The following is a 25,475-nucleotide window of genomic DNA, read 5'->3' as shown; positions in this document are numbered from 1 at the left end:
TACCCTTGTTTTTTTATTGTGAAAATGTTTTTTTAAAATTTATTGTACTGGTATATTGACAAAATAGAAAACGCCGGATAAAATAAAAAACATAAATGTTAAACGAGGTGAAAATGAAAAACAAGGGGGTACCGTTTTGGCAACAATAGGATGTATTAAAGCCAAGTTGGGAAGCACGGATTACTATATAGCAAAGATGTCGGCAGGACAATTAATCGACAGTATAGGATTTGCAATGGAAATGCCGGAATGGGAGGAAATGACAGCAGACGAAAAAATGCAGCGTTCGTTAGAGGTTAATAGGGTTGTGACAGAGATTGTACCATATGTCATAGAAGACCCAGATAAATTTTTTGGAAGTCTTATAATTGATATTTATTCGGGCTATGAAAATATCGTATTTGAACCGGTTACGAATATAGTTAAAGATTTACCAGCTGCATATCAAACACCAATGAAGGATATGGGATTCCTTACACTACCAGGTAAAGAACGTCTAATCGCACTTGATGGACAGCATAGACTTTTGAGCTTAAAGGTTGCGATAAAAGGGCTCATGGGTCTTCCTGCAGGAACAAACATTGCTTCGTCCTGGAAAAACTTAACACCGCATCCGGAGCTGGCTGATGAAGAAATCAGTGTCATTCTGGTCGAGCATAAAGACAATATGAAAATCCGCAAGATATTTAACAAGGTCAATAAGTATGCAAAGCAAACTAGCCGTAGTGATAATATTATTACAAGTGATGATGATATTTTTGCCGTGATATCCAGAAAGCTCTTGAAAGAAGGGGAGCCTTTAGCACCTATTGGTGGGATTGATCTTGTTAACTGGAAAAGTAATACGCTTTCTAAACGTAGTAAGCAGCTCACCACACTAAGTGCTTTATATACAATTTGTCAGGCCCTGTTACGTGATGATAAGTTTTCAAGCAAGATGTTTCCGGTAGGAAAAGTAGTGGATGAATCATACCAAGAAGTTGCTAATTTCTGGAGTAAAGCGTTGGAAGGATTAGACGCCTTCAAGGAATACTTGAACCTTACTAAGCAGGACAGGCCGGTTTCTGGGCTGCGAGAAGAGAATTTGTTAATGAAGCCAATTACTCAGATGGCCCTTGCTCATGTCGCTCGTATGGCGAAAGCTAAAGGTGTTGAATGGACTGAGGTTGTACAAAAATTAAATAAAATCGATTGGTCATTTGATAACAAGCTCTGGTTCAATATATTAATCATAGGAAGTGCTAATAAGAAAATGATTACTGGCAAAGACTCTGTCAGAAGTGCTGGTTTGGTAATTTCTTATATGGTATTGGGAGATTTGATGGGAGAAGATGAAATTACTTCTGTACGTCAGATAGTAGCAAATGCAAAAGATAATGAGAATGAACCATTACCCGACGTAGTTCTGTAGGAGTTGAGGAGGTAGAGCGTTGTTTAACAATCGTATAGAAATTCGTAACGAATCTAATGACAGACTTTTTGATTTGGTGAAGGACGAAAAAAAGGTGTTCTTAGAAGTGAAACTTAAAAGTGGACAAAAACGAATTTTGCTTAGCAATGCATTATATCAGATACTCAAAGCATTAGCTGGATAACTACCGAGCTCAGTTCCGTAAATCCGAGAACATAATGCCGGAGTTGATCTTCCATAGGAATGGAGGTCGGCTTCGGCGTTTTTATTTTAAAAATGATGTAAGGAGAGGATGGCTTATGAAAATGCAATTAAAATGTCCGGTGTGTGTGACTCCCGGATTGCTGATACCGAAAATACGGTTACAACGAAAATGAAGGTAATCGCTGGACGTGGAAGTCCGTTAATTAATAGGCGACGAGCAGATTATTATCTGAAATGCAAGAAATGCAAATCAAATATTGGAATTTGGAAGATGTAAGTTATTGTTCTGTACAGAGCACGATGCGAATGTGACATACGAGCCTGACAAGTAGCTTCAAAGCTATGTGTCAGGCTCTTTTCTGGTTTTTTAGCTACTTGGCAGGCTCTTTTCAAAATGAAAGGAGCCAAGCCATGACAAGACAGTATAAAACCAGTAAAAAGAACCGAATCAACTATATTTACTACACTGCTGAAGGCACAAAAATTGTTATCAATCCAGGTGAAAACGGCGTAACCGAAGCGGACATCGGCCTGCTGCACTCTATGGATGACCTGGAAGTGGACGAGCAACGCCGGTACCAGTACCGCACAACGCCTAATCACCGACCAAAGAAGCAAAAGCAAGCCAAAAAGTTAAGCGAGGAAGCCCTTCCGAATGGCAAAGGAAATGCCGACCTTCTTTACTCATCTAACGTAACCCCAAACAAAAAAACCAATCCTTTGGAACAAGACACCCCCAGCACTTTTGATGATGTGATTACTGTTAAGAAAAAAGCTGACCCTTTTGCAGATTTGAAATCCGACCCGCTTCAACTCCTCCTATTAGATATGGAAGTTGCAGAACATGAGGAGCGCCTTCTAAAGCTTACACGTGCTATGGACAACCTCACTCCTGCGCAACTCAATCTTTATGAAAAGGTCTATGTTCAGCGCCGCACCAACACAAGCATTGCCGCCGAGGAAGGAGTGACCGAGGCCGCCATTCGTAATCGGCTGAAAAAGATGCATGAAAAATTAAGAAAGATTGTTTCCTGAAAAAAAGGGGGTTCGGATGAACCCTCTTTTTCGCTTATTGGTGAGGGGCAGGGAATTGCCCCCGGAAAGGAGATAACAAATGAACCTTAAACACAAGGTCACCGTCAACGTGACCAAACCTGGCGGTATCCGAAGACCAGTGCTGAAAAGCGGGTCGCGAACTCTCCGGAGCAAACTGCTTGATCTGTTGTTTGGCGAAAAAATGGGTGTCATCGTGATAACGCCCGGTGATTCGGTAGAGACAGTGGAAATTAAAGAAATTAAGGAAGGAGGCACGGAACATGAGCAAAACCAAGCTGCTTCTGGACGTGGTGTCTGACCTGCGGTTGCTCGCTGACAGCGTTCAGGCTATTGCTGAAGCGGTTGCATTAAATGAGCCTGCTGAAACAGTTCAGCCAGAAACACCCGCACCCTCAAAAGAAAAAAAGCCAGCGGTAAAGGCCGTCACGCTGGAGGAAGTCCGAGCCGTACTGGCTGAGAAAAGCCATGACGGGTTTACGGCTGAGGTTCGCTCGCTGCTGGAAAAGTACGGCGCATCAAAGCTGAGTGAAATTGACCCAGCAAAATATGCTGCGCTATTAGCCGATGCAGAGGCATTGAAATGAGGAAACATGCCATTCTATCAGCCTCTGGCGCACATCGCTGGATGAATTGTACTCCATCGGCGAGGCTGGAACTGGATTTTGACGACAATAGCGGTGAGGCTGCTGCCGAAGGAACTGCAGCGCATGCGCTCTGCGAACATAAGCTGCGCCGGGCGTTGAAAAGACGTTCGAAGAAACCAGTTTCACAATATGACTCCGACGAGATGGATGCTTACACCGATGGTTATGTGGAGTTTGTCCTGGAAATCATCGAACGGGCGAAACAAACCTGTAACGACCCACTTGTCCTGATCGAGCAGCGTCTAGATTTTTCAAAGTACGTGCCGGACGGTTTTGGTACCGGTGACTGTTTGATTATCGCCGACGGAACGCTTCATATCATTGATTTCAAGTACGGTCAAGGAGTTTTAGTGAATGTAGAGGGTAACCCCCAGATGAAGCTGTACGCCCTTGGCGCGCTGGAAATGTTTGATGGCATTTACGACATCAGCGCGGTGGCCATGACTATCTACCAGCCACGCTGGGAAAACATCAGTACGCATACGGTGTCTAAAGAAAGCCTATACAACTGGGCTGAGGAGACCCTCAAGCCTGCGGCGCAGATGGCGTTTGCAGGCGAGGGAGAACATATCCCCGGTGAATGGTGTCAGTTCTGTCGAGCGGCAGTTAAGTGTCGCGCACGGGCCGAAGCCAAGCTGAAGCTTGCAGCACTTGAGTTCGCTTTGCCACCCTTGCTCTCGGATGAGGAAATCGCGGAGATTCTCTCTTCCATCGGCGATCTGACTAGTTGGGCGAACGAAATCATAGCTTACGCCACAGATGCTGCCGTGAACCACGGTAAACAGTGGCCAGGCTTTAAGGTTGTAGAGGGGCGCTCCAACCGCAAGTATAGCAATGAAGATAGTGTTGCGGAAGCGGCAAAGGCAGCCGGATACAGCGACATTTACAAGCAAAGTATCATCACAATCACCGAGATGGAAAAATTGATGGGCAGAGCCAAGTTTAATGAAATTCTCGGTGGTTTGGTTATAAAGCCGCCAGGCAAGCCGACGCTGGTTCCTAATTCGGACAAGCGTCCGGCGATAAGTACATCAAACGCAAAAAATGATTTTACGGAGGTATAAAAACTATGTCAAATACAGCAAATAGAACAAATTCCACTCCTGGGAAGAACCCCACCAAAGTAATCACCGGCATTGTCCGACTTTCCTACGCCAACGTCTGGGAACCGAAATCCATCAACGGTGGTGCGGAAAAATACAGTGTCAGCCTAATTATCCCCAAAAGCGATACCAAAACCATCGCCGCTATCAATGCCGCCGTGGATGCCGCTATCGAGGAAGGCAAAGGTAAATTCGGCGGCAAGGTACCGAATAGGGCAGCTCTTAAACTGCCACTCCGTGATGGCGATATCGACCGTCCCGACGACGAGGCATACGCAGACAGCTATTTTGTCAATGCCAATAGCAATACCGCACCGCAGGTTGTGGACAGGCAGGTCAATCCTGTCCTTGAGCGCTCGGAGGTATACTCTGGCGTGTACGCGAGGGTAAGCATTAACTTCTATGCCTTCAATTCGAACGGCAACAAGGGAATCGCTTGTGGTCTGGGCAACATTCAGAAAATTCGCGACGGTGAGCCCCTAGGCGGTAGGAACAACGCTGCCGACGATTTTGCCACGGACGTGGACGACGATTTCTTATCATAACAGGAGAAGCAAAAATGCGGGCGGCGAGAGTAGGTTTTCTCCCGCCCCGTTTTTTGTCAGGAGGGCGCATGAAAAATCTCAGTATAGATATAGAAACTTACAGCGGCTTCGACCTTAATAAATGCGGTGCATATAAGTATGTTGAATCACCAGATTTTGAAGTTTTATTATTCGGATACTCCACTGACGGCAGCCCGGTACGGGTGATTGACTTGGCAAGCGGTGAAAAGCTGCCGGGAGAAATCCGCCAAGCACTTCTTGATGAGAATGTCATGAAGTGGGCATACAATGCACAATTTGAACGGATCTGTCTGTCACGCTATCTTGGCACGTGGCTGGAACCCGCGTCATGGCGTTGCACGATGGTGTGGGCGGCGAATTTAGGACTGCCACTTTCACTGGAGGGTGCTGCCCTGGTCACAGGAGCGGATAAACAGAAGCTGACAGAAGGCAAAGACCTGATTCGCTATTTCTGCCTGCCCTGTAAGCCCACTAAGGCAAACGGGGGACGTACCCGCAACCTGCCTGAACATTCCCCTGACAAATGGGAACGGTTTAAAGCCTACAATGCACGTGATGTGGAAACGGAAATGGCGATACAGGCACGGCTGCATAAGTTTCCCGTGCTGGAGGACGAATGGCAAAATTACATCCTCGACCAGCAAATCAACGACCGGGGAATCTTGCTGGACAGGGAACTGGTACAGCAGGCTATTAAATGCGATGAAAAATCGCGCACTGAACTGGTCCGGATTATGCGAGAACTGACGGAGTTGGAAAACCCCAATTCGGTAGCACAGATGAAGAACTGGCTTGCTGACCATGGTTTGGAAACCGACTCTCTTGACAAGGCCGCGGTTAAAGAGCTGCTGAAAACCGCACCCAATAAGCTGGGGCGGGTGCTGGAACTCAGGCAATCACTCGCCAAATCCAGCGTGAAGAAATACACGGCTATGGAAAACGCCGCCTGCTCTGATGGACGGGCACGAGGTCTGTTGCAGTTTTACGGTGCCAACCGAACTGGACGGTTCGCGGGCAGGCTGATTCAGGTGCAAAACCTTCCCCAGAACCATCTGCCAGATCTGGAACCGGCGCGAAACCTCGTGCGCTCCGGTCAGTTTGAGATACTGGAAATCCTGTATGATTCCGTGCCAGGCGTGCTGTCAGAACTAATCCGTACCGCATTTGTCCCATCAGAGGAATGCAAGTTGATAGTGGCTGATTTCAGCGCCATTGAGGCGAGAGTCATTGCCTGGCTTGCTGGAGAAACCTGGCGAAATGAAGTGTTCGCCAGCCATGGCAAGATTTATGAAGCATCGGCTTCGCAGATGTTTCGGGTTCCTATTGAGGAAGTCACCAAGGGAAGCCTGCTAAGGCAGAAGGGTAAGATCGCGGAATTGGCCCTTGGTTACGGCGGCTCTGTCGGCGCGCTTAAAGCGATGGGCGCTTTGGATATGGGGCTTACAGAGGACGAACTCCAGCCATTGGTGTCTGCATGGCGTCTCGCTAACCCAAAGATCGTGCGGTTTTGGTGGGATGTTGACCGCGCCGTGAAAACGGCGGTCAAGGAGCGGACCACAACAGAAACCCATAGAATCCGGTTTGAATATTGCAGCGGAATACTATTCATCCGGCTCCCGTCCGATAGGCGGCTCGCCTATGTAAAACCCAGAATGGGGTTAAACAGTTTCGGCAGCGAGTCGGTGACCTACGAGGGCGTGGGCGCAACTAAGAAATGGGAGCGCATCGAAAGCTACGGTCCAAAGTTTGTGGAGAATATCGTACAGGCCATCTCAAGGGATATTCTCTGCTATGCCATGAGGCTGTTAGATCAAGCGGGTCACAGAATTGTGATGCATGTCCACGACGAGGTGGTAATTGAAGCATCGGCTGGAGTACCAGTTCAGGATGTTTGCTCTATCATGAGCAAAACACCGTCCTGGGCTAAAGGGCTCATGCTTCGTGCCGACGGGTTTGAGTGCAGGTTTTACAAAAAGGACTAAATTTTGGGGGTTCGAGTAATCCCCTTTTTTCGCTTATAGCTGAGGGCAAGTTTTTCCCGCTCTACAACTATATGCAGGAGGTTCAATATGAACGAATTAACCATTTTCAACTACGAGGGAAGTACAGTCAGGACAGTTTTAAAGGATGGGAGCCCGTGGTGGGTGCTAAAGGACATATGCGGGGTGTTGGAACTGACAACGCCAGCCAGAGTAGCCGAGCGGCTTGATAAAGATGAAGTGAGCCAGACTCATCTCACCGATTCAATCGGCAGGCAACAGGAAACGCTCATTGTCAGTGAGAGCGGTCTTTACAATGTTATCCTGCGCTCTGATAAGCCGGAAGCAAAAAAGTTCAAGCGCTGGGTCACCCACGAAGTCCTGCCATCCATCCACCGGCACGGGGCCTACATCACCCCAAACAAGCTGGAAGAGATCATGAACGACCCTGACGCCTGGATCAAGGTGCTGACAGCGCTGAAAGAGGAACGTCAGGCGAAAGAACGCCTCCAGCTTCAGGCTGTAGTCGACAGACCTAAAGTGGTCTTTGCCGATGCAGTGTCAGTGTCGGATGGAACGATTCTCATTGGGGAACTGGCGAAAATCCTGAAGGGTAATGGCATTGAGATTGGCCAGAACCGTTTATTCGAGCGGCTGCGTCAGGATGGGTTCCTGATCAAACGCAAAGGGACCGATTACAACGCGCCAACCCAGAAAGCGATGGAACTCGGTTTGTTCAAGGTTAAAGAGACCGCTATCACGCACTTTGATGGCCATGTCACCATTTCTAAGACCACCAAGGTCACGGGTAAGGGGCAGCAGTATTTTGTTAATTACTTTCTCGACGGAGGTTGCGGCAATGGACAAGTTTAATGCGGAACACTATCCCGATCCAACAGCCGCCGAAGCACTGGCTGCAGTAGCACGGGAGGAAAAGGTAAAAGCACCAAAACCCTGCGTGTTTATCTGCTCTCCATTCGCAGGGGAAACTGCGGGGAACACGATGAGAGCCATTCGGTACATGCGGTTTGCGGTGGTTAAAGGCGCAGTTCCCTTTGCGCCCCACCTGCTGTACCCACAGGTGCTGGATGAAGATGATCCTTCCGAGCGAGAGCTCGGGCTGTTCTTCGGCAAGGTTTGGCTTGGTAAGTGTGATGAGCTGTGGGTATTCGGTCGCCATATATCTAGTGGCATGGAACAGGAGATTGCCAGAGCACAGAAACGCGGCATTCCTATCCGCCGTTTTACCGACCGCTGTGAGGAGGTTGAAGCAGAATGAAGATAGCGGTTGGCAACAGCCGTATGGATAAAAAGTGGAAGAATAAAGACATTGCATGGAAGGATTTTACCGCCCGCGTAAGGTCAACCATCCGCACAACTGAGACCGTATCAGAGTTCCGCAAGATGAGCCGCGCCCAGCAGGATTCCATAAAGGACGTGGGAGGATTCGTAGGCGGTGCTCTCCGTGAAGGAAAGCGTAGGACAGGTTATGTCCTCTGTCGCTCCATACTCACCCTCGATATGGATTATGCTAAGCCAGGTATCTGGGAACAGATTGAAGCGCTGTATGACTTCAAGTGCTGCATCTATTCCACCCATAAACATACGCCGGAATCGCCGCGCCTGCGGCTCCTTGTCCCGCTTGCCCGTGAAGTCAGCGAAGATGAGTACCCGGCACTGGGGCGCATGGTGGCCAAGGAGCTCGGCATCGACCTGTTCGATGATACTACTTATGAACCGTCACGGTTAATGTACTGGCCATCAACTTCATCAGACGGAGAATTTATTTTCAGAGAAAAAGACGGAACACTGCTTGATCCTGACAGTTATCTTTCCCGATATGCAGATTGGCGTGATACCTCCATGTGGCCAGTGTCTTCCAGGCAGTCGGAGGTGGTGCGGCGGCAAATCACCAAGCAAGCAGACCCGCTTACCAAAGAAGGCATAGTAGGCGCATTTTGTAGGGCGTACACCCTAGAAGAAGCCATTGATACCTTTCTCCCGGATGTTTATGAGCCAAGTGCAATAAACGGACGCTATGACTATATCCCTGCCGACTCCTCCGCGGGGTTGGTTCTCTATGACGGCAAGTTCGCATTTAGCCACCACGCCACCGACCCGGCCTGCGGTATGCTGCTTAACACTTTTGACCTTGTTCGTGTACACCATTTCCGTGACTTAGACGATAGAACCTCCGATAATACACCCCCCGGCAAGCGGCCCTCTTTCAAAGCTATGGCTGATCTTGCCGTAAAGGATGAGCGCGTAAAAGAACAATTTGCCGAGGAACGCCGTATGCAGGCGGAAAGCGATTTTTCAGATGAGGACTGGCAGAAGCAGCTTGAACTTGAGAAAACAGGGGCAGTGAAAAATACCCTCCGGAACCTAACACTGATTCTGGAAAACGACCCAAACCTCAAAAGTATTGTGTTCAACCAGCTATCGGACAGTCTGGAAATCAAGGGGGAGGTCCCCTGGGCGCACCCGGCCAAGTTCTGGCGGGATGCGGATGATGCACAGTTGATCACTTATATCGATGCCCATTATGGTGCTTTCTCCGCCCGGAATTACGACATTGCCGTGGCGAAGGTGGCCGATGACCGTTCCTACCATCCTATTCGCGAATTTATAGCTGCTCTGCCGGAATGGGACCAAGTTCCTTGTGTAGACACGCTGTTGATTGATTATCTTGGCGCGACCGACAACCCTTATGTGCGGGCTGTGACCCGAAAGACGCTTTGTGCTGCCATTGCCCGTGTTTTGAAACCTGGTATCAAGTTCGATTCTATGCTGGTTTTAAACGGCCCCCAGGGAGTAGGGAAAAGCACTCTCATTGCCAAGCTAGGCGGCGAGTGGTTTTCCGATTCGTTAAGTCTTTCGGATACCAAAGACAAGACCGCTGCAGAAAAGCTGCAGGGCTATTGGATACTAGAAATTGGTGAGCTGGCCGGGCTGAAGAAAGCTGAGGTGGAAACTCTCCGCAGCTTTCTTTCCCGGCAGAACGATATCTATCGTGCTAGCTTTGGACGTAGGGCGACACCGCACCTAAGGCAATGCGTCTTTTTCGGCACCACCAATGCAGAAAAAGGTTATTTGCGGGATGCCACGGGTAACCGCCGGTTTTGGCCGGTGAAAACACCCGGTAACGGGAAAAAGCAGTCATGGCAACTTACCCAGGATGAGGTCCTGCAGGTTTGGGCGGAGACGCTCACCTATGTTAATGCTAATGAAAAACTGTATCTTGATGTTTCTCTTGAAAAACTGGCTAAGGAGGAACAGCGGGAAGCGATGGAGTCTGACGAACGCGAGGGTTTGGTTCGGGATTTCCTTGAAATGCTCCTGCCTGAGGACTGGGACACTATGGGTATCTATGAGCGCCGTGCCTTTATTAACGGCACAGAATTTGGAGAGAGCCAGCGTGTTGGTGTAAAAAAGCGCACCTCAGTTTCCAACATGGAGATCTGGTGTGAGTGCTTTGGTAAGGACCGCGCCAATTTGCGAAGAATGGATGGCAATGAAATATCAGCCATCATGGCGGGCATCGGCGGTTGGAGTGGTCTTGTAAAAAAAGAGCGTATCCCGATTTATGGACCACAATGGGTTTATCTACCCAAACCATAAACAGTTCGGAACGTTTGGAACTGATACGGGTTTGGGAACGGTTATCACCTGTTCCGGTGCAACAAAAAAACCACTTTGGTTCACCTCATCGGAACAGGCGGTAGCCTTAATAAAATGGGCTACTTAATATCGGGTGTTCTTATGTTCCATAAATATCTATTAAAAATAATTTATTAGAAAAAGACAGTAATCACACTCGCAAACGCGTATTTGCACGCGCGTAGGGATTTTTGAGAATTGGGAACGCAAGTTGACGGAGGATGTATGAGAGAAAAATGCATTGAACAAAAATTAGTGTCAGCTGTCAAGTCTGCTAGAGGTCTTGCCCTTAAACTCATATCACCGGGGTTCGATGGAATGCCTGACCGAATAATACTTTTTTCTGAAGGTAGAATCGCCTTTGTTGAGGTGAAAGCACCAGGAAAGACTTTGCGCCCCTTGCAGATAAAGCGGAAAAGACAACTGGAAGCGTTAGGGTTTCGAGTGTATTGCATTGACAGCATGGCACAGATTCAGCCCATGTTATCGCAAATTATGGACGGAGGTGATGCCTAATGAAGTTCATACCCCATGAGTATCAGCAGTTCGCGATGGACTACCTTCTTGAAAAGCCTGTCGCGGCGATATTTCTGGATATGGGCTTGGGTTGAGGGTAAGACCGTGATTACACTGTCAACCGTCTTCGATCTTACATTGGACAGCTTTCTTGTGCGCAAGGTTTTGGTTATTGCTCCGCTTCGTGTGGCCCGTGACACTTGGCCAGCTGAGATTGAAAAGTGGGAGCATTTGCATGGGTTGACTTATGCGGTCGCCATTGGATCAGAAGATCAGCGAAAAGCAGCTCTCCGGCAGAGAGCGCAGGTTTATTTAATTAACCGAGAAAATGTGGAGTGGCTCGTTCATCGAAGCGGACTTCCTTTTGACTATGACATGGTGGTCATCGATGAATTGTCCTCCTTCAAATCCCACCAGGCAAAGCGGTTTAAAAGCATGTTGAGAGTAAGGCCATTGATCAGGCGAATCGTGGGGCTTACCGGGACTCCCTCATCCAACGGCCTGATGGACCTATGGGCTGAGTTCCGTTTGCTGGATATGGGGCAACGGCTAGGACGTTTCATCGGTCATTACCGGAATACCTACTTCGTGCCGGATAAGCGCAACCAGCAGATGGTATTTTCCTACAAGCCAAGGCCCGGTGCAGAGGAAACCATCTACCGCCTGATATCCGACATCACCATCAGTATGAAGGGTTGCGATTACTTGAAACTCCCGGAATTGGTGATGAACGAGGTTCCCGTAAGGCTGTCGGAAAGAGAACTGGAATGCGTGGAAACCCTGAAACGGGACCTCGTGGTTTCACTTAAGGATAAAGAGATAGATGCCGTCAATGCGGCAGCCCTGTCGGGCAAACTCCTGCAGATGGCGAATGGTGCTGTCTATGATGAAAATGGTGGCATTGTACATGTTCACGACCGCAAGCTGGATGCACTGGAAGACTTAATAGAAGCCGCCAATGGAAAGCCGGTCCTTATCGCTTACTGGTTTAAGCATGATCTTGCCCGTATCCAAGAACGCTTTCTTGTCCACACACTGGACAGTGCTGAGTCTATCAGACGGTGGAATGCGGGCAGCATACCCATTGCAGCAATCCATCCTGCTTCTGCCGGACACGGGTTGAACCTGCAGGCTGGAGGTTCTACGCTAGTATGGTTTGGCCTCACCTGGAGCCTAGAGCTGTACCAACAGACCAACGCCCGGCTCTGGCGGCAGGGTCAAAAGGAAACAGTGGTTATCCATCACATCATCGCAAAGGATACCATTGACGAGAATGTAATGCAGGCGCTGAAGAAGAAGGGTAAAACCCAGACTGCGCTGATAGAGGCGGTTAAAGCAAATCTGAAGGAGGTTTGATGAGATGAATATTGTTTGGCAGTATTTAGATAAAAAGCTGGCGGCTATCAATGCGCTCAAGGATTACAGCAATATGGAATATATCATTGAACACACCGATACGGATATCGCTGCTATCCACGAAAAGATAGAATCACCGAAAAGTTCCATCCTGACTGGAATGCCAAAGGCGAATAATCCAAAAGCAACGGAGGAGCGGCTGGCTTCGTGTATTGATGAAATTAATGTACTTAAGGAACGCTATCGCCAGGCATTGGAATATATGGAGTGGTTCAAGCCCGCTTGGGGCGCATTGACAGAGGACGAGCAATTCATACTAACAGAGTTCTTTGTTGAAGATGTTCGCAAAACAGAGGCTATTAACAACATTGGAGAAAAATTGTTTTTGGAGAGGGCTCAGGTATATCGAAGAAAGGACAAAGCCCTAAATCATTTGGCGCTTCTTTTGTATGGGAAGTAGATAAATGGACCAGCGGAATATAAAAAGACCCACTTAGATAGATTTCTCTATTTAAGCGGGTCTTTTTGTTGGCCTACAGTATTGCGCTTAATCTAAGCTCGTAGGATCTGTTATTTATTAATATGCGTTAACGTTAGAATTATACTACAGAACATCTTTCCAGTTATCCGGGAAACCGTAATGCCTAAAATCAACTAAAGGATATTGTTCTTGTATTTGATTTATATGATCGATAACAAGTTGAAAATCTTTGGGAAGTGTGATTGATTTAAGTACCAAAATATATGAAAAGAGTTTATCAAAAATAATATTACCCTTTTCAACTCGTAATAAACCTTTTTCTTTTTTTGATAGCCAGGGTTTCCTGGTAAATAGTCGATTATACAACCGGCCACCATGAGCACAAATGTTTCTTAAAATAGTAATACAGTGTAAGAGATTTTCGACAATCAAGTGTCTATTTGAAGAGCGAAAACCTAGCTCATAAGCTATGGTTCTGCGTATGTCTTCGTCTACCATAGTATATAATTTTGAAACATCGGATATAGTTAAAATCTCCACATATACCCAAAAAGGTAAAACATTATTTTTGTTTTCTCTGTGATGCTTTAGAAATAGTTCCGAATCTGACATTATGTTTTTCTGAGAATCGGCTTTTCTTGTTATATGTAAGTAGTTAGCTATTGTTGATAGCTTGATGTTACCGTTATTAGAACAAGAGAAGTTGTTAATATCTAGGTAACCCAATGGACCATATTTCTCACAGTGAAAATAGGCAAGCATTGATTTTATGCGTGTTTCAACGATCTCGGTAATTGATAACATAACGTGGCGCATACGGCGGTCTGCTTCATATATTTGCATCAGTGTTTCCAGTGATGCACTTTTGAAAAAAGCGTCATTTTGACGTAATGTCAAAGAATATCCACTTATTCGATAATAATTATTGTTTAAAAAGAACTCTTTTGCCTGCTCGTATTGCCCATCATTAATGTTTAATTCGCGATCTTTCAGTAGTTTTACTTGATCTTCCACTGATAGGAATGGTTTTACTGAATCCATAATTATCTCCTTATAAGCAAAAAGCCCACTGAGTGTGCATGTCAATTAATGACAGAGGCCCGTGGGATTTGTTAATAATATAATACACCTTTTCAGGTGGGTTGTAAATATTTTTATGAAATTTTATGGGTGACAGTCAATGCTTTTTAATTTTATAAATAATCTATGAGGAAGTCAACAAGCAAATTTCATGTATCCTAGGTGAGATTTTTTTGAGATGAAAATAAAGTATTCCCAAAGTATAATGGTATTATCGAAAAACGTAACACGAGCCTTCACGGGGAACTCCCGCGAGGGCTTTTGTTTTTGTCGGAGATGATTTTATGCCAAGGAGACCAAAGAGACCGTGTTCCCAGCCAGGCTGTTCTAAGCTGACGGACGGTAGGTTCTGTGAGGAACATGCGAAACAGGAAGCCGCGAGATACGAGAAATACCAGCGTGACCCAGCCACGAAGAAGCGCTACGGTAGGACATGGAAACGCATTCGTGACCGCTACATAGCAGATCATCCATTGTGTGAGCAATGTAAAAAGTCCGGTAAGATCACCCATGCTCAGGAAGTGCACCATATCAAGCCTTTGTCTGAAGGCGGCACAAACGCTGAGGACAACCTTATGAGTCTATGTAGTTCCTGTCACTCGGAGATCACCGCTCGCACGGGAGGCCGCTGGCGGAGGAAGTGACCCCGGAGGGGCGGTCTGAATCTCTGTAACCCTCTAACTCGTGAACGGGCGGGGGGTCACGCGCGCAAAAATTACGGTTCAAACGGGGGATTAACCCCTGCCACAGCAAGAGGAGGTGACGGCGCGTGGCAAAAGACGGAACTAACAGAGGCGGCAGGCGTGTTCGCGCCGGAGATAAGCCTCAAGCTCTAGCAGATAAAATTATAAACGGCAAGGCCGCCAAGATCCTAGAGGTACCGGACCTGCATCCGGAGTCATTACTGGAGGTTGAGGAGCTAGACGGAGGTGCTGAGCTTAATGGCGAGGACATACCGCCGCCAAGCGACTATCTCAGCTCCCGACAAAAGGACGGTAAGCCACTAGGCGCGGATGCGCTCTTTATTGAAACCTGGAAATGGCTCAAGGACCGAGGCTGCGAGAAGTTTGTGAATCCAAGACTCATCGAAGCCTATGCACAAGCTTTCACCCGCTACATTCAGTGTGAGGAAGCCATTAGCCTATACGGCCTGCTGGGCAAGCATCCGACAACCGGAGGTGCAATCACCAGCCCCTTTGTTCAGATGAGCCAATCCTTTCAGAAGCAGGCCAACCTGCTCTGGTATGAGATTTTTGACATTGTCAAGCAGAACTGCACCACAGCCTTTGTGAGTAATCCGCAGGACGACATAATGGAAGCCCTATTATCGGGCCGGAAAGGACGGTAAGGTAAATGAACGCAACAGAGCGTTTTGAAAAAGTAAAAATTGAACGGCTGGTGCCGTATGCCAGAAATGCCCGTACCCATAGCAAGGAGCAGATCCGTCAGCTTCGGGCATCCCTTCGGGAGTTCGGTTTTGTCAATCCGGTCATTGTCGATAAAGAACTGAATATCATCGCCGGCCATGGTCGAATCCTGGCCGCCAAGGAGGAAGGCATCACAGAGGTGCCTTGCGTTTTTGTTGAGCACCTAACCGATGCTCAAAAGCGAGCCTACATTCTTGCCGATAATCGGCTGGCCTTAAACGCAGGTTGGGATGCGGAAATCCTGTCCATCGAGCTTTCTGATCTGCAGGGAGCAGATTTTGATATTTTCCTTCTCGGTTTTGATGCTGCTGAGCTGAATAAACTGATGGGTGGCATGGACGAGGTTAAGGATGACGATTTTGACGTAGACGCCGAGCTTCAAAAGCCTGCCATCACCAAGTCTGGCGACCTGTGGCTGTTAGGTAAGCATCGCCTGGTCTGCGGTGACAGCACGAAGGCCGAAACCTTCGAGCTTTTGATGGACGGCAAGCAGGCAAATCTGACTGTCACAGACCCGCCCTATAACGTTAACTACGAAGGTAGCGCCGGCAAAATCAAGAATGACAACATGGCCGACGATAAGTTTTATCAATTCTTGTTTGATGCGTTCGCCCTTACTGAAAAAGCAATGGCCAAGGATGCCAGCATCTATGTTTTCCATGCCGATACGGAAGGTCTTAATTTCCGTAAAGCTTTCTCTGATGCCGGCTTTTATTTGTCCGGCACCTGCATCTGGAAGAAGCAGTCACTAGTTCTTGGACGCTTCCCGTACCAGTGGCAGCATGAGCCGATCCTGTTTGGGTGGAAGAAGGCCGGCAAGCATGCCTGGTATGCTGACCGCAAACAGACCACCATCTGGGAGTTTGAAAAACCTAAGAAGAACGGCGAACATCCCACTATGAAGCCGGTTCCACTCATTGCCTATCCGATTGTGAACAGCTCCATGACTGGCTGTATTGTGCTCGACCCCTTTGGCGGTAGCGGTTCAACACTGATCGCCTGTGAGCAGACCGACAGAGTGTGCTTTACTGTGGAACTGGAGGAAAAGTTCTGCGATGTCATTGTGAAAAGGTACATCGAGCAGGTTGGCTCACAAGAAAATATCTCTCTCCTTCGGGAGGGTAAAAAGCTGTGCTTCTCTGATGTAAATGTTGCGGAAAGTGTAGAAAAATAAAGGCTTTTATTGCTCAAATACAACTTGCTATTCCACCGCTTCAGAGTGATATATGTACTCACCAAAGAAGCGAAGGAGGCTTATGATTATGGAATTAAAGTATAACGTAACAGGTGCAAGGCGCAAGGAACTGGTTTCGGCAGTAAGTGAGCTTGTCGGTGAAGCCATGAGCTACAAAGGAGCACCGACCTTTGCCTATGAAGTCGGACCCTTTTCCATCGACAAGGAAGGAACCCTCAGCTATCCGGTTGAAACAGGCGGCGAGCTGGTCGAAATGGTAATGGAGCGTCTTTCGGAAAGAGGCTTTGATTTTGAGGAAGGTGAAATCCCCGACCTACTAACCATCGAAATGCCGCTGGAGGGCTTCACTGAGGAAAGCCTCTCCAACCTTGAAAAGCTGATTGCCAGCAAGGCTAAGCTTATCCAAAGGGCTATCGGGGCAGAGTCCCTCCCCATTGAGAGGACAGAGAGTACATTGAAATTTCCCTGGTTCAAGCTCCCGGTCGACAGTGATGAGGTTGCAGCTTACTCACGATTTGTCGGCGCGCTGTGTGCAGCAGCTAAGGAGCAGAAGCGGGTCACGGCTCGGGAGAAGGAAGTCGACAATGAGAAGTTTGCCTTCCGGGTGTTCCTCATTCGGCTGGGCTTTGTGGGCGACGAGTACAAAACGGCTCGGAAAATCCTACTCCGTAGCTTGAGCGGAAACTCGGCCTTCAAGAACGGTCGCCCGGAAAAGGCAAATGCGGATTGCGAGGTGTGCCATGAATAGCTTTCCTTCAAGAGAGGTTGTCACTCGCCTGCGTGAGCAATATCCTAAAGGCAGCCGGGTCGAGCTGGTGCAGATGAACGACCCATATTCCAAGCTTAAGCCTGGTGACCAAGGCACCGTTGATTTCATCGATGATACCGGAACCATTTTCTGCAGCTGGGACACCGGCTCCACCCTTGGTGTGGTGTACGGTGAGGACATCGTAAAAAAGCTATAAAGAGAATATACGGATAACCGGAAAGAGCTTCTGTTTCGAGGCTCTTTTCTTATGTCCATTTTCAAGAATGGAGAGGTGCTAAGCCAATGCGCAAGCTGAAAAAATATAAACCCACAACCTTCATGGCTGAAGGCAGCATATACAACCAGGCTGCGGCAGACTATGCAGTTGCATTTGTCGAAGCTCTCTCTCATACAAAGGGAAGCTGGGCCGGTAAGCCCTTTGAGCTCATCGATTGGCAGGAGCAGATCGTTCGGGATGTATTCGGCATTATGAAGCCGAACGGCTACCGGCAGTTCAACACTGCCTATGTTGAGATTCCAAAGAAGATGGGAAAAAGCGAACTGGCTGCAGCCATTGCCCTGCTACTCACCTGCGGCGACAGTGAGGAACGCGCTGAAGTATACGGCTGTGCTGCGGATCGTCAGCAGGCTTCTATCGTTTTTGAGGTTGCAGCTGATATGGTGCGCATGTGTCCGGCACTCAATCGGAGAGTCAAGATCCTGGCTTCAACCAAAAGGATCATATATCTGCCGACAAACAGCTTCTATCAGGTGCTTTCGGCAGAAGCTTATTCCAAGCATGGCTTCAACATCCATGGTGTTGTGTTTGATGAGTTGCACACCCAGCCTAACCGTAAGCTCTTTGATGTTATGACAAAGGGCTCTGGGGACGCTAGGACACAGCCCCTATATTTTTTAATCACTACTGCCGGAACGGACACCCAGAGTATTTGTTATGAAACCCATCAAAAGGCCCTCGACCTGCTGGAAGGCAGAAAAGCTGATCCCACCTTCTATCCGGTGATTTATGGCGCTACTGAAGATGATGACTGGACAGACCCCAAGGTGTGGAAGAAAGCCAATCCCAGCCTTGGAATTACGGTCAATATCGATAAGGTAAAAGCGGCTTGTGAATCAGCCAAGCAGAATCCTGCCGAGGAGAATAGCTTCCGGCAGCTCAGGCTAAACCAATGGGTCAAGCAGGCGGTGCGTTGGATGCCAATGGCAAAATGGGATGCCTGTGCGTTTCCTGTTTCGCCGGAGGAGCTGGAGGGGCGTGTTTGCTACGGTGGCCTGGACCTATCCTCAACCACCGATATTACTGCCTTTGTGCTGGTATTTCCACTACTAGACGATAGTGACAAGTTTCAGGTGCTTCCGTACTTCTGGATGCCAGAAGACAACATTGACCTGCGAGTGCGTCGGGACCATGTACAGTACGACCTGTGGGAGAAGCAGGGCTTTTTGATGACCACTGAGGGTAACGTGGTCCACTACGGCTACATTGAAAAATTCATCGAGGAACTGGGAGAACGGTACAACCTACGGGAGATTGCCTTTGACCGCTGGGGTGCAGTCCAGATGGTACAGAATCTCGAGGGTCTCGGCTTTACCGTGGTTCCTTTTGGGCAGGGCTTTAAGGATATGTCCCCGCCCACCAAGGAGTTGATGAAACTGACGTTGGAAGAGAAAATCTCCCATGGTGGACATCCAGTCCTTCGATGGATGATGGATAACATCTTCATCAAGACCGACCCGGCTGGCAATGTAAAACCAGATAAGGAAAAATCCACTGAGAGAATTGACGGTGCGGTAGCGACTATTATGGCGCTTGACCGAGCAATCCGCTGTGGAAACGACAGTTCAGCTTCGGTATATGATGATCGGGGGCTCCTCATCTTTTAACAATTTACCTCTAAGGTTAATTCAAAGATTGACTTTATCATCTGTTCATGCTACAATTAATTTACCTCAAAGGTAAATGACAAGAAGAGGTGATGGGTTGCAGATAGAGTACAAAAGCCGTGGGCTCGAAAAGGTGTGTACAAACGCTCACGAGGCCGAAAAGAAACACGGAAAAAATATGGCGGCGAAGATACATCAGCGAATAGATGAGATAACGGCTGCGGATTCTGTTGAAATGCTGATTCAATATAAAATCGGTGGCTGCCATATACTAAAAGGAGATAGAAAGAAACAATATGCCATGGACTTAATTCAGCCCTACCGCCTCGTATTTGAGATGAAAGGTTCTAAGGTTCAAATTGTCCGTGTTATAGAAATCATTGACTATCATTAAATCTGTGACATGAAAAAGGAGGTAGCACAGATGGTGAGAAGCCGTACAATAATTGCATCACCACCAGGCGCGACCATAAAGGAGCAGCTTGTTGACAGAGGAATGAGCCAGAAGGAGTTTGCTCAGAGAATGGATATGTCTGAAAAGCATATCAGCAGACTCATCAATGGTGAGGTCCAGTTAACCCCTGATATGGCCATGCGTCTTGAGCTGGTGCTTGGGGTTCCTGCACAGTTTTGGAGCAGGCTAGAGTCCGTCTATCGTGAGAAGTTGGCGAAGGCTAACGCCGAGAACGAGATGGACGCAGATATAGAATTAGCAAAAAAGTTCCCTTACAAAGAGATGTCAAAAAACGGGTGGGTCCCGGAAACAAGCAAAGGTACAGAAAAAGTAATATATCTTCGTAAATACTTTGAGGTGGTTCAGCTTAGGTTGCTTCAGGGCACTTTAATTCCTGGCATAGCCTGCAGACGCTTAGCTGACCACGAAAAAGCAGATTACGCATTGTATGCGTGGGCGCAGAAAGCTAAGCTTGAGGCAAGGCAAGTTGATACGAAACCCATAGATATAAATAAGCTTTCAAGTATAATACCGCATATCAGGAAGATGACGCGGGAGAATCCGAAGACTTTTTGCGGTGAACTAGTCAGTATGCTGGCCGACTGTGGTATAGCGATAATTTTTCTTCCTCATATCGGTGGGTCATTTCTGCATGGCGCTACATTCTATGATGGAAGTAAAATTGTCATGGGGCTGACTGTGCGCGGAAAAGATGCGGACCGTTTTTGGTTTAGTCTTTTCCATGAAATCGCCCACATTATTTATGGGCACATTGGTCAGCCAAATGGTACTTCAGATGCAGATGAGTCGGCCGCGGATGAATTTGCAAAGGAGACGCTAATTCCAAGCAAGGAATTTGAGCCATTTATTGCAAAAAAAGATTTTTCTAAATCATCGATAGTTCAATTTGCTAAAGCTGTTGAAATCGATGCTGGCATCGTGGTTGGAAGGCTACAAAAAGAAGGTTATATCGAATATAGCTGGTACAACAACTTAAAAACCAAATATAAAATTACTGCATAGCATAAAGCTAAGCGAATAGAAAGCATCTGTTAAATATACAGGTGCTTTTTTCATGCCTATTTTTTGGAGGTGAAGCCTATGAACCTATTTAGCGGTCTGTTTCGATCAAGAGACAAGCCTAAGAACCTTTTAAGCAGCGGGTTGTCCTTCCTGTTCGGAAGCACCACTTCTGGTAAAGCCGTCAATGAGTACACCGCCATGCAGACCACGGCGGTGTATTCTTGTGTTCGGATACTCGCAGAAGCCGTCGCAGGTTTGCCGCTTCATGTCTATCGATACAAGGCTGATGGCGGCAAGGAAAGAATTGCACAGCATCCGCTGTACTACCTGCTGCATGATGAGCCAAACCCGGAAATGACCTCGTTTGTGTTTAGGGAAACCCTGATGAGTCATTTGCTGCTATGGGGTAACGCTTACGCGCAGGTCATTCGCAATGGTCGTGGTCAGGTTGTGGGACTCTATCCGCTGCTTCCTAGCAAGATGGAGGTCAGCCGTTCCAAGGCAGGCGAGCTTATATACACCTATTACCGGAATGAGGATGAAAGCGGCATGAAACCGAGGGGCGGCTATATAACGCTTCGAAAGGAGGAGGTTCTCCATATACCGGGCCTCGGATTTGACGGGCTTATAGGCTACAGCCCAATCGCGATGGCGAAAAATGCAATCGGTATGGCGCTTGCTACCGAGGAGTACGGGGCGACCTTCTTCGCCAACGGGGCCAATCCCGGCGGTGTGCTGGAGCACCCTAGTGTAATCAAGGATATCCAGCGCGTGAAGGACAGCTGGAACAGTGCCTACCAAGGCAGCAGCAATGCCAATCGGGTTGCAGTTCTTGAGGAGGGTATGAAATTCCAGGCCATCGGCATTCCGCCCGAGCAGGCGCAGTTTCTGGAAACCCGCAAGTTTCAGCTTAACGAGATTGCTAGGATCTTCCGGGTGCCGCCTCATATGGTGGGTGATCTTGAGAAGTCCAGCTTTTCCAATATCGAGCAGCAGTCGCTGGAGTTTGTGAAATACACCCTTGACCCTTGGGTGGTTCGCTGGGAGCAGGCCCTCCAACAGTCGCTGATCCTGCCCTCAGAAAAACCGTTGGTTATTGTCAAGTTCAATCTCGACGGGCTTCTGCGAGGTGACTACCAAAGCCGGATGCAGGGTTATTCGACAGGCATTCAAAATGGCTTTCTGTCGGTAAACGATGTGAGGAGCCTTGAGGATATGAATCTGCTTTCTGATGAAGAAGGCGGTAACCTTCATTTTGTTAACGGCAATATGGTCAAGCTCGCCGATGTCGGAGCGGCCTATATAAGGAACACAGAAACGGAGGAAAACACATGAAGAAATTCTGGAACTGGGTCAAGGACTCAGAAAGCACAGAGCGCATTCTTTACCTGGATGGCGTAATTGCTGAGGAAAGCTGGTTTGATGATGATGTCACCCCCAGAGCCTTCAAGACAGAGCTTGAGGCCGGACAGGGTGACATTGTTATTTGGCTCAACTCACCCGGTGGCGACTGTGTGGCAGCAAGTCAAATCTACGCAATGCTGATGGACTATTCGGGTCAGGTAACGGTCAAGATTGATGGCATCGCAGCCTCGGCCGCTTCTGTTATTGCAATGGCAGGGACAAAGGTGCTCATGGCTCCGACTGCACTCATGATGGTGCACAACCCGCTGACCATCGCCATCGGCGATAGCGAGGAAATGCAAAAGGCCATTGAGATGCTCTCGGAGGTTAAGGAAAGCATCATCAATGCCTATGAAATCAAAACCAGCCTTTCTCGGGCAAAGCTTTCTCGCCTCATGGATGCAGAAACCTGGCTAAACGCCAACAAGGCGATAGAGCTGGGGTTTGCTGACAGCATCTTGGAAGACGAGAAAAAGCGAGCAGGCACTGAGACCTATGCTTTTTCAAGGAGGGCCGTTACCAATTCCCTGCTGGAGAAGGTGCGACCTAAGCAAGTAAAACAACCGAAGACAGGAACCCCTGTAGAGTCGCTGGAAAAGCGGCTTTCTTTAATTTCTCACTAAATAAAGGAGGAACAAATTATGAGCAAGATTCTTGAACTGCGCGAAAAACGCGCTAAAGCCTGGGACGCAGCAAAAGCGTTCCTTGACACCAAGCGTGGCAACGATGGGTTGCTGTCTGCTGAGGACACTGCCGTCTACGAAAAGATGGAAAATGATGTGGTTGCTCTCGGTAAAGAGGTCGAGCGCTTGGAAAGACAGGCCGCTATTGACCTGGAGCTTTCAAAAGCCACGAGCAATCCCATCATCAACCAGCCTAACCAGCAAGACGGAAAGCTCAGGACTGGCAGAGCCGCTGACGAGTACAAGGTGGACTTCGGTCAGGCGCTTCGCGGGAAGCCGCTTCTTCATAACGTTTTGAGCACCGGTGTGGATGCGGACGGAGGATATCTGGTCCCGACCGAATTTGAACGCCAGATTGTAATGGGCCTTGAGGAAGCCAACGTCATTCGTTCCCTTGCGAAGGTCATCACTACCTCAGCGGAGAGAAAAATCCCCATTGCAGCTACGCACACCACCGCACAGTGGACCGCTGAAAATGCGGCTTACACGGAGAGCAGCCCGACCTTTGCGCAGAAAACCATTGATGCCTTTAAGCTGACGGATCTGGTCAAGGTATCCACAGAGCTCCTGCAGGACAGCATGTTTGATCTGGAAGCCTACATCGCTCAGGAATTTGCCAGAGCCTTTGGTGTGGCTGAGGAGGAAGCCTTCTGCGTAGGTACCGGCATAGGCCAGCCTTCGGGCATCTTCCTTGCGTCTGGCGGTGGAACCATCGGAGTTACGGCAGGTAGCACAACCAACATTACCGTAGACAACCTCATTGACCTCGTCTATGCTCTGAAATCTCCGTACCGCAGGAATGCGGTTTTTCTGATGAAGGATGTGACCGTATCGGCACTTCGTAAGCTGAAGGACTCCAACGGCGCATACCTCTGGCAGCCGAGTGTCCAGCAGGGTCAGCCTGACAGGTTTATTGGCTATCCGCTCTATACCTCGCCTTACGTGCCGGGTGTTGAAGCAGGTGCATTGCCAATTGCCTTTGGGGACTTCTCCAACTACTGGATTGCGGATCGTATGGGCCGCAGTGTTCAGAGACTCAATGAGCTCTATGCTGGAAATGGCCAAGTCGGCTTCCTTGCTACCGAGCGTGTGGACGGCAAGGTTATCCTGGCCGAAGGCATCCAGCTGTTGCAGATGGCGGCATCCTAATATTCGGAGGTGATGCAGCATGGCACTTGTTGATGAGCTGCTCCCAAAGGTTAAAGCAAACCTCATTCTGGAGCATGACCGGGATGATAGTCTGCTGGAGGGATATATCAAGGCAGCTATCTCCTATGCGGAAAGCTATCAGCACCTTTCGGAAGGGTATTATGCCGAAAGCTCCATGCTGCCTACCACCGAGCAAGCCGTAATCATGCTGTCAGGCCATTTCTACGAAAGCAGGGATGGCTCGACAGCCGGCTTTTTCTCAGACAACGTGCAGGCGAGTCAGCAGGTTTGGAATACAGTGAACCTGCTGCTTCGACTGGATCGGAGGTGGGGCGTGTGAGCTATGGGAAAATGAATACCCTTATCAATATCATATCGAAGACTCCGGTGAAGGACGCTGAAGGCTTTGTCAGTGAGGGCGATAGCATTCTCGCTTCCATTAGGGCCTACAAGGAGGCTCGGCATGGCAATGAGCGCTGGGCCAATATGGCGGCTTTTTCTGAAGCGACCGCTCTTTTTCGGTTCAGGACAATTCCAGAGCTTAAGATCACCACAGAAATGCTCATTACCTGTTCTGAGGAGCGGTATGAAATCACCAGTGTGGAGGATATCAGAGACCGGAAGCTTTACACTGAGGTGTTGGCAAGGCGGGTGATTTCCAGTGGCTAAGGTGGACATGAAAATGCCGGAGGAATTTCTTTTGAAGGTATCCAGGCTTGCTGAAAAAACCGATGAGATCATCCCGAGGGTACTAGAGGCCGCCGGTGAGGTAGTCCTTGAAAAGGTCAGGGATAACCTGCGATCGGTAATTGGGCGCGATACAAAGCAGCCCTCCGAGTCCACTGGGGAGCTGGCCTCAGCCTTAGGGCTCTCTCCTACTAAGCAGGATCGGGAGGGCAATTTCAATGTGAAGGTTGGCTTTGCCGAGCCAAGGAGTGATGGCGGCTCCAATGCGAAAATTGCTAATATCATCGAATACGGCAAGCAGGGCCAACCCGCCAAGCCCTTTTTGAAGCCAGCGAAATCAGCTTCACGCAAAGCGTGTATCGCAGAAATGACAGACAAGCTGGAGAAGGAGATATCAAAAATATGAACTTATTAATCGAACTAAATAACCTGCTGGATGGGCTGAGCATTCCAGTGGAAACGGGCGTGTTCAGCGGGAATGCTCCGGAAGAGTATGTGGTTATTACTCCTCTTGTGGATACCTACGAACTATACGCTGACAATCGGCCAGAATATGAAACCCAAGAAGCGAGACTATCTTTGTTTACAAAAGGCAGCTACACGCAGATAAAGAGACAGATTGAGGCTTCGCTGATAAGCCTGGAAATTATCGTCACGGACCGCCGGTATATTGGCCATGAGAACGATATCGGCTACCATCATTACGCCATTGATGTGGCAAAAGAATATGGATTGGAGGACTGA

Annotated in this window: 29 protein-coding genes and 1 pseudogene; 29 read left to right on the top strand and 1 reads right to left on the bottom strand. The window is 48.3% G+C overall.

The window, feature by feature from the left end:
- Positions 1-136 precede the first annotated feature (136 nt).
- The 14 genes and pseudogenes from ABFY19_RS12325 (at position 137) to ABFY19_RS12260 (ending at position 12,955) form a co-directional block, all read left to right on the top strand.
- Entirely contained in the window at positions 137-1,411 is a 1,275-nt protein-coding gene (locus tag ABFY19_RS12325; RefSeq protein WP_418790942.1) for a DNA sulfur modification protein DndB, read from the top strand.
- A gap of 19 nt (positions 1,412-1,430) precedes the next feature.
- On the top strand, positions 1,431-1,595 hold the full coding sequence (locus ABFY19_RS12320) for a hypothetical protein (protein ID WP_418790941.1): 165 nt from the start codon (positions 1,431-1,433) through the stop codon (positions 1,593-1,595).
- A 431-nt stretch (positions 1,596-2,026) separates the two neighbouring features.
- Positions 2,027-2,650 (top strand): RNA polymerase sigma factor, encoded by a 624-nt coding sequence (locus tag ABFY19_RS12315; protein ID WP_418790940.1) that lies wholly within the window; start codon positions 2,027-2,029, stop codon positions 2,648-2,650.
- A gap of 109 nt (positions 2,651-2,759) precedes the next feature.
- Positions 2,760-2,969, top strand: a complete 210-nt coding sequence (locus ABFY19_RS12310; protein WP_418790939.1) for a hypothetical protein — start codon at positions 2,760-2,762, stop codon at positions 2,967-2,969.
- On the top strand, positions 2,932-3,255 hold the full coding sequence (locus ABFY19_RS12305; protein WP_418790938.1) for an rRNA biogenesis protein rrp5: 324 nt from the start codon (positions 2,932-2,934) through the stop codon (positions 3,253-3,255). Before ABFY19_RS12310 ends, ABFY19_RS12305 begins: the two co-directional genes overlap by 38 nt.
- On the top strand, positions 3,252-4,379 hold the full coding sequence (locus ABFY19_RS12300) for a DUF2800 domain-containing protein (RefSeq protein WP_418790937.1): 1,128 nt from the start codon (positions 3,252-3,254) through the stop codon (positions 4,377-4,379). The genes ABFY19_RS12305 and ABFY19_RS12300 overlap by 4 nt, the downstream gene beginning before the upstream one ends.
- A gap of 5 nt (positions 4,380-4,384) precedes the next feature.
- The gene (locus tag ABFY19_RS12295; RefSeq protein ID WP_418790936.1) at positions 4,385-4,963 is read left to right on the top strand and encodes a DUF2815 family protein; all 579 of its coding nucleotides are present in this window, start codon (positions 4,385-4,387) and stop codon (positions 4,961-4,963) included.
- A gap of 68 nt (positions 4,964-5,031) precedes the next feature.
- On the top strand, positions 5,032-6,966 hold the full coding sequence (locus ABFY19_RS12290; RefSeq protein ID WP_418790935.1) for a DNA polymerase: 1,935 nt from the start codon (positions 5,032-5,034) through the stop codon (positions 6,964-6,966).
- Between the two features lie 87 nt (positions 6,967-7,053).
- The gene (locus ABFY19_RS12285) at positions 7,054-7,836 is read left to right on the top strand and encodes a phage antirepressor (protein WP_418790934.1); all 783 of its coding nucleotides are present in this window, start codon (positions 7,054-7,056) and stop codon (positions 7,834-7,836) included.
- Complete coding sequence (locus ABFY19_RS12280) at positions 7,823-8,242, top strand: DUF4406 domain-containing protein (RefSeq protein ID WP_418790933.1); 420 nt, start codon at positions 7,823-7,825, stop codon at positions 8,240-8,242. Before ABFY19_RS12285 ends, ABFY19_RS12280 begins: the two co-directional genes overlap by 14 nt.
- Complete coding sequence (locus tag ABFY19_RS12275; RefSeq protein WP_418790932.1) at positions 8,239-10,584, top strand: VapE domain-containing protein; 2,346 nt, start codon at positions 8,239-8,241, stop codon at positions 10,582-10,584. The genes ABFY19_RS12280 and ABFY19_RS12275 overlap by 4 nt, the downstream gene beginning before the upstream one ends.
- A 264-nt stretch (positions 10,585-10,848) precedes the next feature.
- Positions 10,849-11,139 (top strand): VRR-NUC domain-containing protein, encoded by a 291-nt coding sequence (locus tag ABFY19_RS12270; RefSeq protein ID WP_418790931.1) that lies wholly within the window; start codon positions 10,849-10,851, stop codon positions 11,137-11,139.
- Positions 11,139-12,495: pseudogene (locus tag ABFY19_RS12265) on the top strand (SNF2-related protein). Before ABFY19_RS12270 ends, ABFY19_RS12265 begins: the two are co-directional and overlap by 1 nt.
- A 4-nt stretch (positions 12,496-12,499) precedes the next feature.
- Positions 12,500-12,955: a hypothetical protein gene (locus tag ABFY19_RS12260; protein ID WP_418790930.1), complete on the top strand. Its 456-nt coding sequence runs from the start codon at positions 12,500-12,502 to the stop codon at positions 12,953-12,955.
- Between the two features lie 144 nt (positions 12,956-13,099).
- Here the strand turns inward: ABFY19_RS12260 and ABFY19_RS12255 are convergent, their stop codons facing one another.
- Positions 13,100-14,017 (bottom strand): Abi family protein, encoded by a 918-nt coding sequence (locus ABFY19_RS12255; RefSeq protein WP_418790929.1) that lies wholly within the window; start codon positions 14,015-14,017, stop codon positions 13,100-13,102.
- Positions 14,018-14,340: 323 nt separating this feature from the next.
- On the opposite strand from ABFY19_RS12255, the gene ABFY19_RS12250 reads away from it, so the two are divergent.
- From ABFY19_RS12250 to ABFY19_RS12180, 15 genes are all read left to right on the top strand, one after another.
- Positions 14,341-14,700 (top strand): HNH endonuclease, encoded by a 360-nt coding sequence (locus ABFY19_RS12250; protein WP_418790928.1) that lies wholly within the window; start codon positions 14,341-14,343, stop codon positions 14,698-14,700.
- A 125-nt stretch (positions 14,701-14,825) separates the two neighbouring features.
- A complete protein-coding gene (locus ABFY19_RS12245) occupies positions 14,826-15,404 on the top strand; it encodes a P27 family phage terminase small subunit (protein ID WP_418790927.1) in 579 nt (192 codons plus the stop codon).
- A 5-nt stretch (positions 15,405-15,409) separates the two neighbouring features.
- Positions 15,410-16,657: a site-specific DNA-methyltransferase gene (locus tag ABFY19_RS12240; protein WP_418790926.1), complete on the top strand. Its 1,248-nt coding sequence runs from the start codon at positions 15,410-15,412 to the stop codon at positions 16,655-16,657.
- Positions 16,658-16,745: 88 nt separating this feature from the next.
- Positions 16,746-17,426, top strand: a complete 681-nt coding sequence (locus ABFY19_RS12235) for a virulence protein (RefSeq protein WP_418790925.1) — start codon at positions 16,746-16,748, stop codon at positions 17,424-17,426.
- Positions 17,419-17,643 (top strand): DUF4314 domain-containing protein, encoded by a 225-nt coding sequence (locus ABFY19_RS12230; protein WP_418790924.1) that lies wholly within the window; start codon positions 17,419-17,421, stop codon positions 17,641-17,643. Before ABFY19_RS12235 ends, ABFY19_RS12230 begins: the two co-directional genes overlap by 8 nt.
- 86 nt (positions 17,644-17,729) lie before the next feature.
- Positions 17,730-19,331: a terminase large subunit gene (locus tag ABFY19_RS12225; RefSeq protein ID WP_418790923.1), complete on the top strand. Its 1,602-nt coding sequence runs from the start codon at positions 17,730-17,732 to the stop codon at positions 19,329-19,331.
- A gap of 97 nt (positions 19,332-19,428) precedes the next feature.
- A complete protein-coding gene (locus ABFY19_RS12220; protein ID WP_418790922.1) occupies positions 19,429-19,725 on the top strand; it encodes a type II toxin-antitoxin system RelE/ParE family toxin in 297 nt (98 codons plus the stop codon).
- Positions 19,726-19,755: 30 nt separating this feature from the next.
- On the top strand, positions 19,756-20,808 hold the full coding sequence (locus ABFY19_RS12215; RefSeq protein WP_418790921.1) for a HigA family addiction module antitoxin: 1,053 nt from the start codon (positions 19,756-19,758) through the stop codon (positions 20,806-20,808).
- 78 nt (positions 20,809-20,886) lie between these two features.
- Positions 20,887-22,143 (top strand): phage portal protein, encoded by a 1,257-nt coding sequence (locus ABFY19_RS12210; RefSeq protein WP_418790920.1) that lies wholly within the window; start codon positions 20,887-20,889, stop codon positions 22,141-22,143.
- Entirely contained in the window at positions 22,140-22,835 is a 696-nt protein-coding gene (locus ABFY19_RS12205; protein WP_418790919.1) for a head maturation protease, ClpP-related, read from the top strand. Before ABFY19_RS12210 ends, ABFY19_RS12205 begins: the two co-directional genes overlap by 4 nt.
- Before the next feature lie 18 nt (positions 22,836-22,853).
- Positions 22,854-24,044, top strand: coding sequence for a phage major capsid protein (locus tag ABFY19_RS12200; protein WP_418790918.1), 1,191 nt, complete (start codon positions 22,854-22,856; stop codon positions 24,042-24,044).
- A gap of 19 nt (positions 24,045-24,063) precedes the next feature.
- On the top strand, positions 24,064-24,384 hold the full coding sequence (locus tag ABFY19_RS12195) for a head-tail connector protein (protein WP_418790917.1): 321 nt from the start codon (positions 24,064-24,066) through the stop codon (positions 24,382-24,384).
- A complete protein-coding gene (locus ABFY19_RS12190) occupies positions 24,381-24,713 on the top strand; it encodes a head-tail adaptor protein (protein WP_418790916.1) in 333 nt (110 codons plus the stop codon). The genes ABFY19_RS12195 and ABFY19_RS12190 overlap by 4 nt, the downstream gene beginning before the upstream one ends.
- The gene (locus ABFY19_RS12185; protein ID WP_418790915.1) at positions 24,706-25,137 is read left to right on the top strand and encodes an HK97 gp10 family phage protein; all 432 of its coding nucleotides are present in this window, start codon (positions 24,706-24,708) and stop codon (positions 25,135-25,137) included. The genes ABFY19_RS12190 and ABFY19_RS12185 overlap by 8 nt, the downstream gene beginning before the upstream one ends.
- The gene (locus tag ABFY19_RS12180; RefSeq protein ID WP_418790914.1) at positions 25,134-25,475 is read left to right on the top strand and encodes a hypothetical protein; all 342 of its coding nucleotides are present in this window, start codon (positions 25,134-25,136) and stop codon (positions 25,473-25,475) included. The genes ABFY19_RS12185 and ABFY19_RS12180 overlap by 4 nt, the downstream gene beginning before the upstream one ends.

The organism is Phosphitispora sp. TUW77 (assembly GCF_048453025.1).
Lineage (GTDB): Bacteria > Bacillota > Thermincolia > Thermincolales > UBA2595 > Phosphitispora.
This window is presented reverse-complemented; position numbering and strand designations above follow the sequence as displayed.

Coding starts and splice junctions, on each gene's coding strand:
- ABFY19_RS12315 (WP_418790940.1), top strand. CDS start 2,027: ATGACAAGACAGTATAAAACCAGTAAAAAGAACCGAATCAACTATATT.
- ABFY19_RS12305 (WP_418790938.1), top strand. CDS start 2,932: ATGAGCAAAACCAAGCTGCTTCTGGACGTGGTGTCTGACCTGCGGTTG.
- ABFY19_RS12300 (WP_418790937.1), top strand. CDS start 3,252: ATGAGGAAACATGCCATTCTATCAGCCTCTGGCGCACATCGCTGGATG.
- ABFY19_RS12295 (WP_418790936.1), top strand. CDS start 4,385: ATGTCAAATACAGCAAATAGAACAAATTCCACTCCTGGGAAGAACCCC.
- ABFY19_RS12290 (WP_418790935.1), top strand. CDS start 5,032: ATGAAAAATCTCAGTATAGATATAGAAACTTACAGCGGCTTCGACCTT.
- ABFY19_RS12285 (WP_418790934.1), top strand. CDS start 7,054: ATGAACGAATTAACCATTTTCAACTACGAGGGAAGTACAGTCAGGACA.
- ABFY19_RS12280 (WP_418790933.1), top strand. CDS start 7,823: ATGGACAAGTTTAATGCGGAACACTATCCCGATCCAACAGCCGCCGAA.
- ABFY19_RS12275 (WP_418790932.1), top strand. CDS start 8,239: ATGAAGATAGCGGTTGGCAACAGCCGTATGGATAAAAAGTGGAAGAAT.
- ABFY19_RS12270 (WP_418790931.1), top strand. CDS start 10,849: ATGAGAGAAAAATGCATTGAACAAAAATTAGTGTCAGCTGTCAAGTCT.
- ABFY19_RS12260 (WP_418790930.1), top strand. CDS start 12,500: ATGAATATTGTTTGGCAGTATTTAGATAAAAAGCTGGCGGCTATCAAT.
- ABFY19_RS12255 (WP_418790929.1), bottom strand. CDS start 14,017: ATGGATTCAGTAAAACCATTCCTATCAGTGGAAGATCAAGTAAAACTA.
- ABFY19_RS12250 (WP_418790928.1), top strand. CDS start 14,341: ATGCCAAGGAGACCAAAGAGACCGTGTTCCCAGCCAGGCTGTTCTAAG.
- ABFY19_RS12240 (WP_418790926.1), top strand. CDS start 15,410: ATGAACGCAACAGAGCGTTTTGAAAAAGTAAAAATTGAACGGCTGGTG.
- ABFY19_RS12235 (WP_418790925.1), top strand. CDS start 16,746: ATGGAATTAAAGTATAACGTAACAGGTGCAAGGCGCAAGGAACTGGTT.
- ABFY19_RS12230 (WP_418790924.1), top strand. CDS start 17,419: ATGAATAGCTTTCCTTCAAGAGAGGTTGTCACTCGCCTGCGTGAGCAA.
- ABFY19_RS12225 (WP_418790923.1), top strand. CDS start 17,730: ATGCGCAAGCTGAAAAAATATAAACCCACAACCTTCATGGCTGAAGGC.
- ABFY19_RS12215 (WP_418790921.1), top strand. CDS start 19,756: ATGGTGAGAAGCCGTACAATAATTGCATCACCACCAGGCGCGACCATA.
- ABFY19_RS12210 (WP_418790920.1), top strand. CDS start 20,887: ATGAACCTATTTAGCGGTCTGTTTCGATCAAGAGACAAGCCTAAGAAC.
- ABFY19_RS12205 (WP_418790919.1), top strand. CDS start 22,140: ATGAAGAAATTCTGGAACTGGGTCAAGGACTCAGAAAGCACAGAGCGC.
- ABFY19_RS12200 (WP_418790918.1), top strand. CDS start 22,854: ATGAGCAAGATTCTTGAACTGCGCGAAAAACGCGCTAAAGCCTGGGAC.
- ABFY19_RS12195 (WP_418790917.1), top strand. CDS start 24,064: ATGGCACTTGTTGATGAGCTGCTCCCAAAGGTTAAAGCAAACCTCATT.
- ABFY19_RS12180 (WP_418790914.1), top strand. CDS start 25,134: ATGAACTTATTAATCGAACTAAATAACCTGCTGGATGGGCTGAGCATT.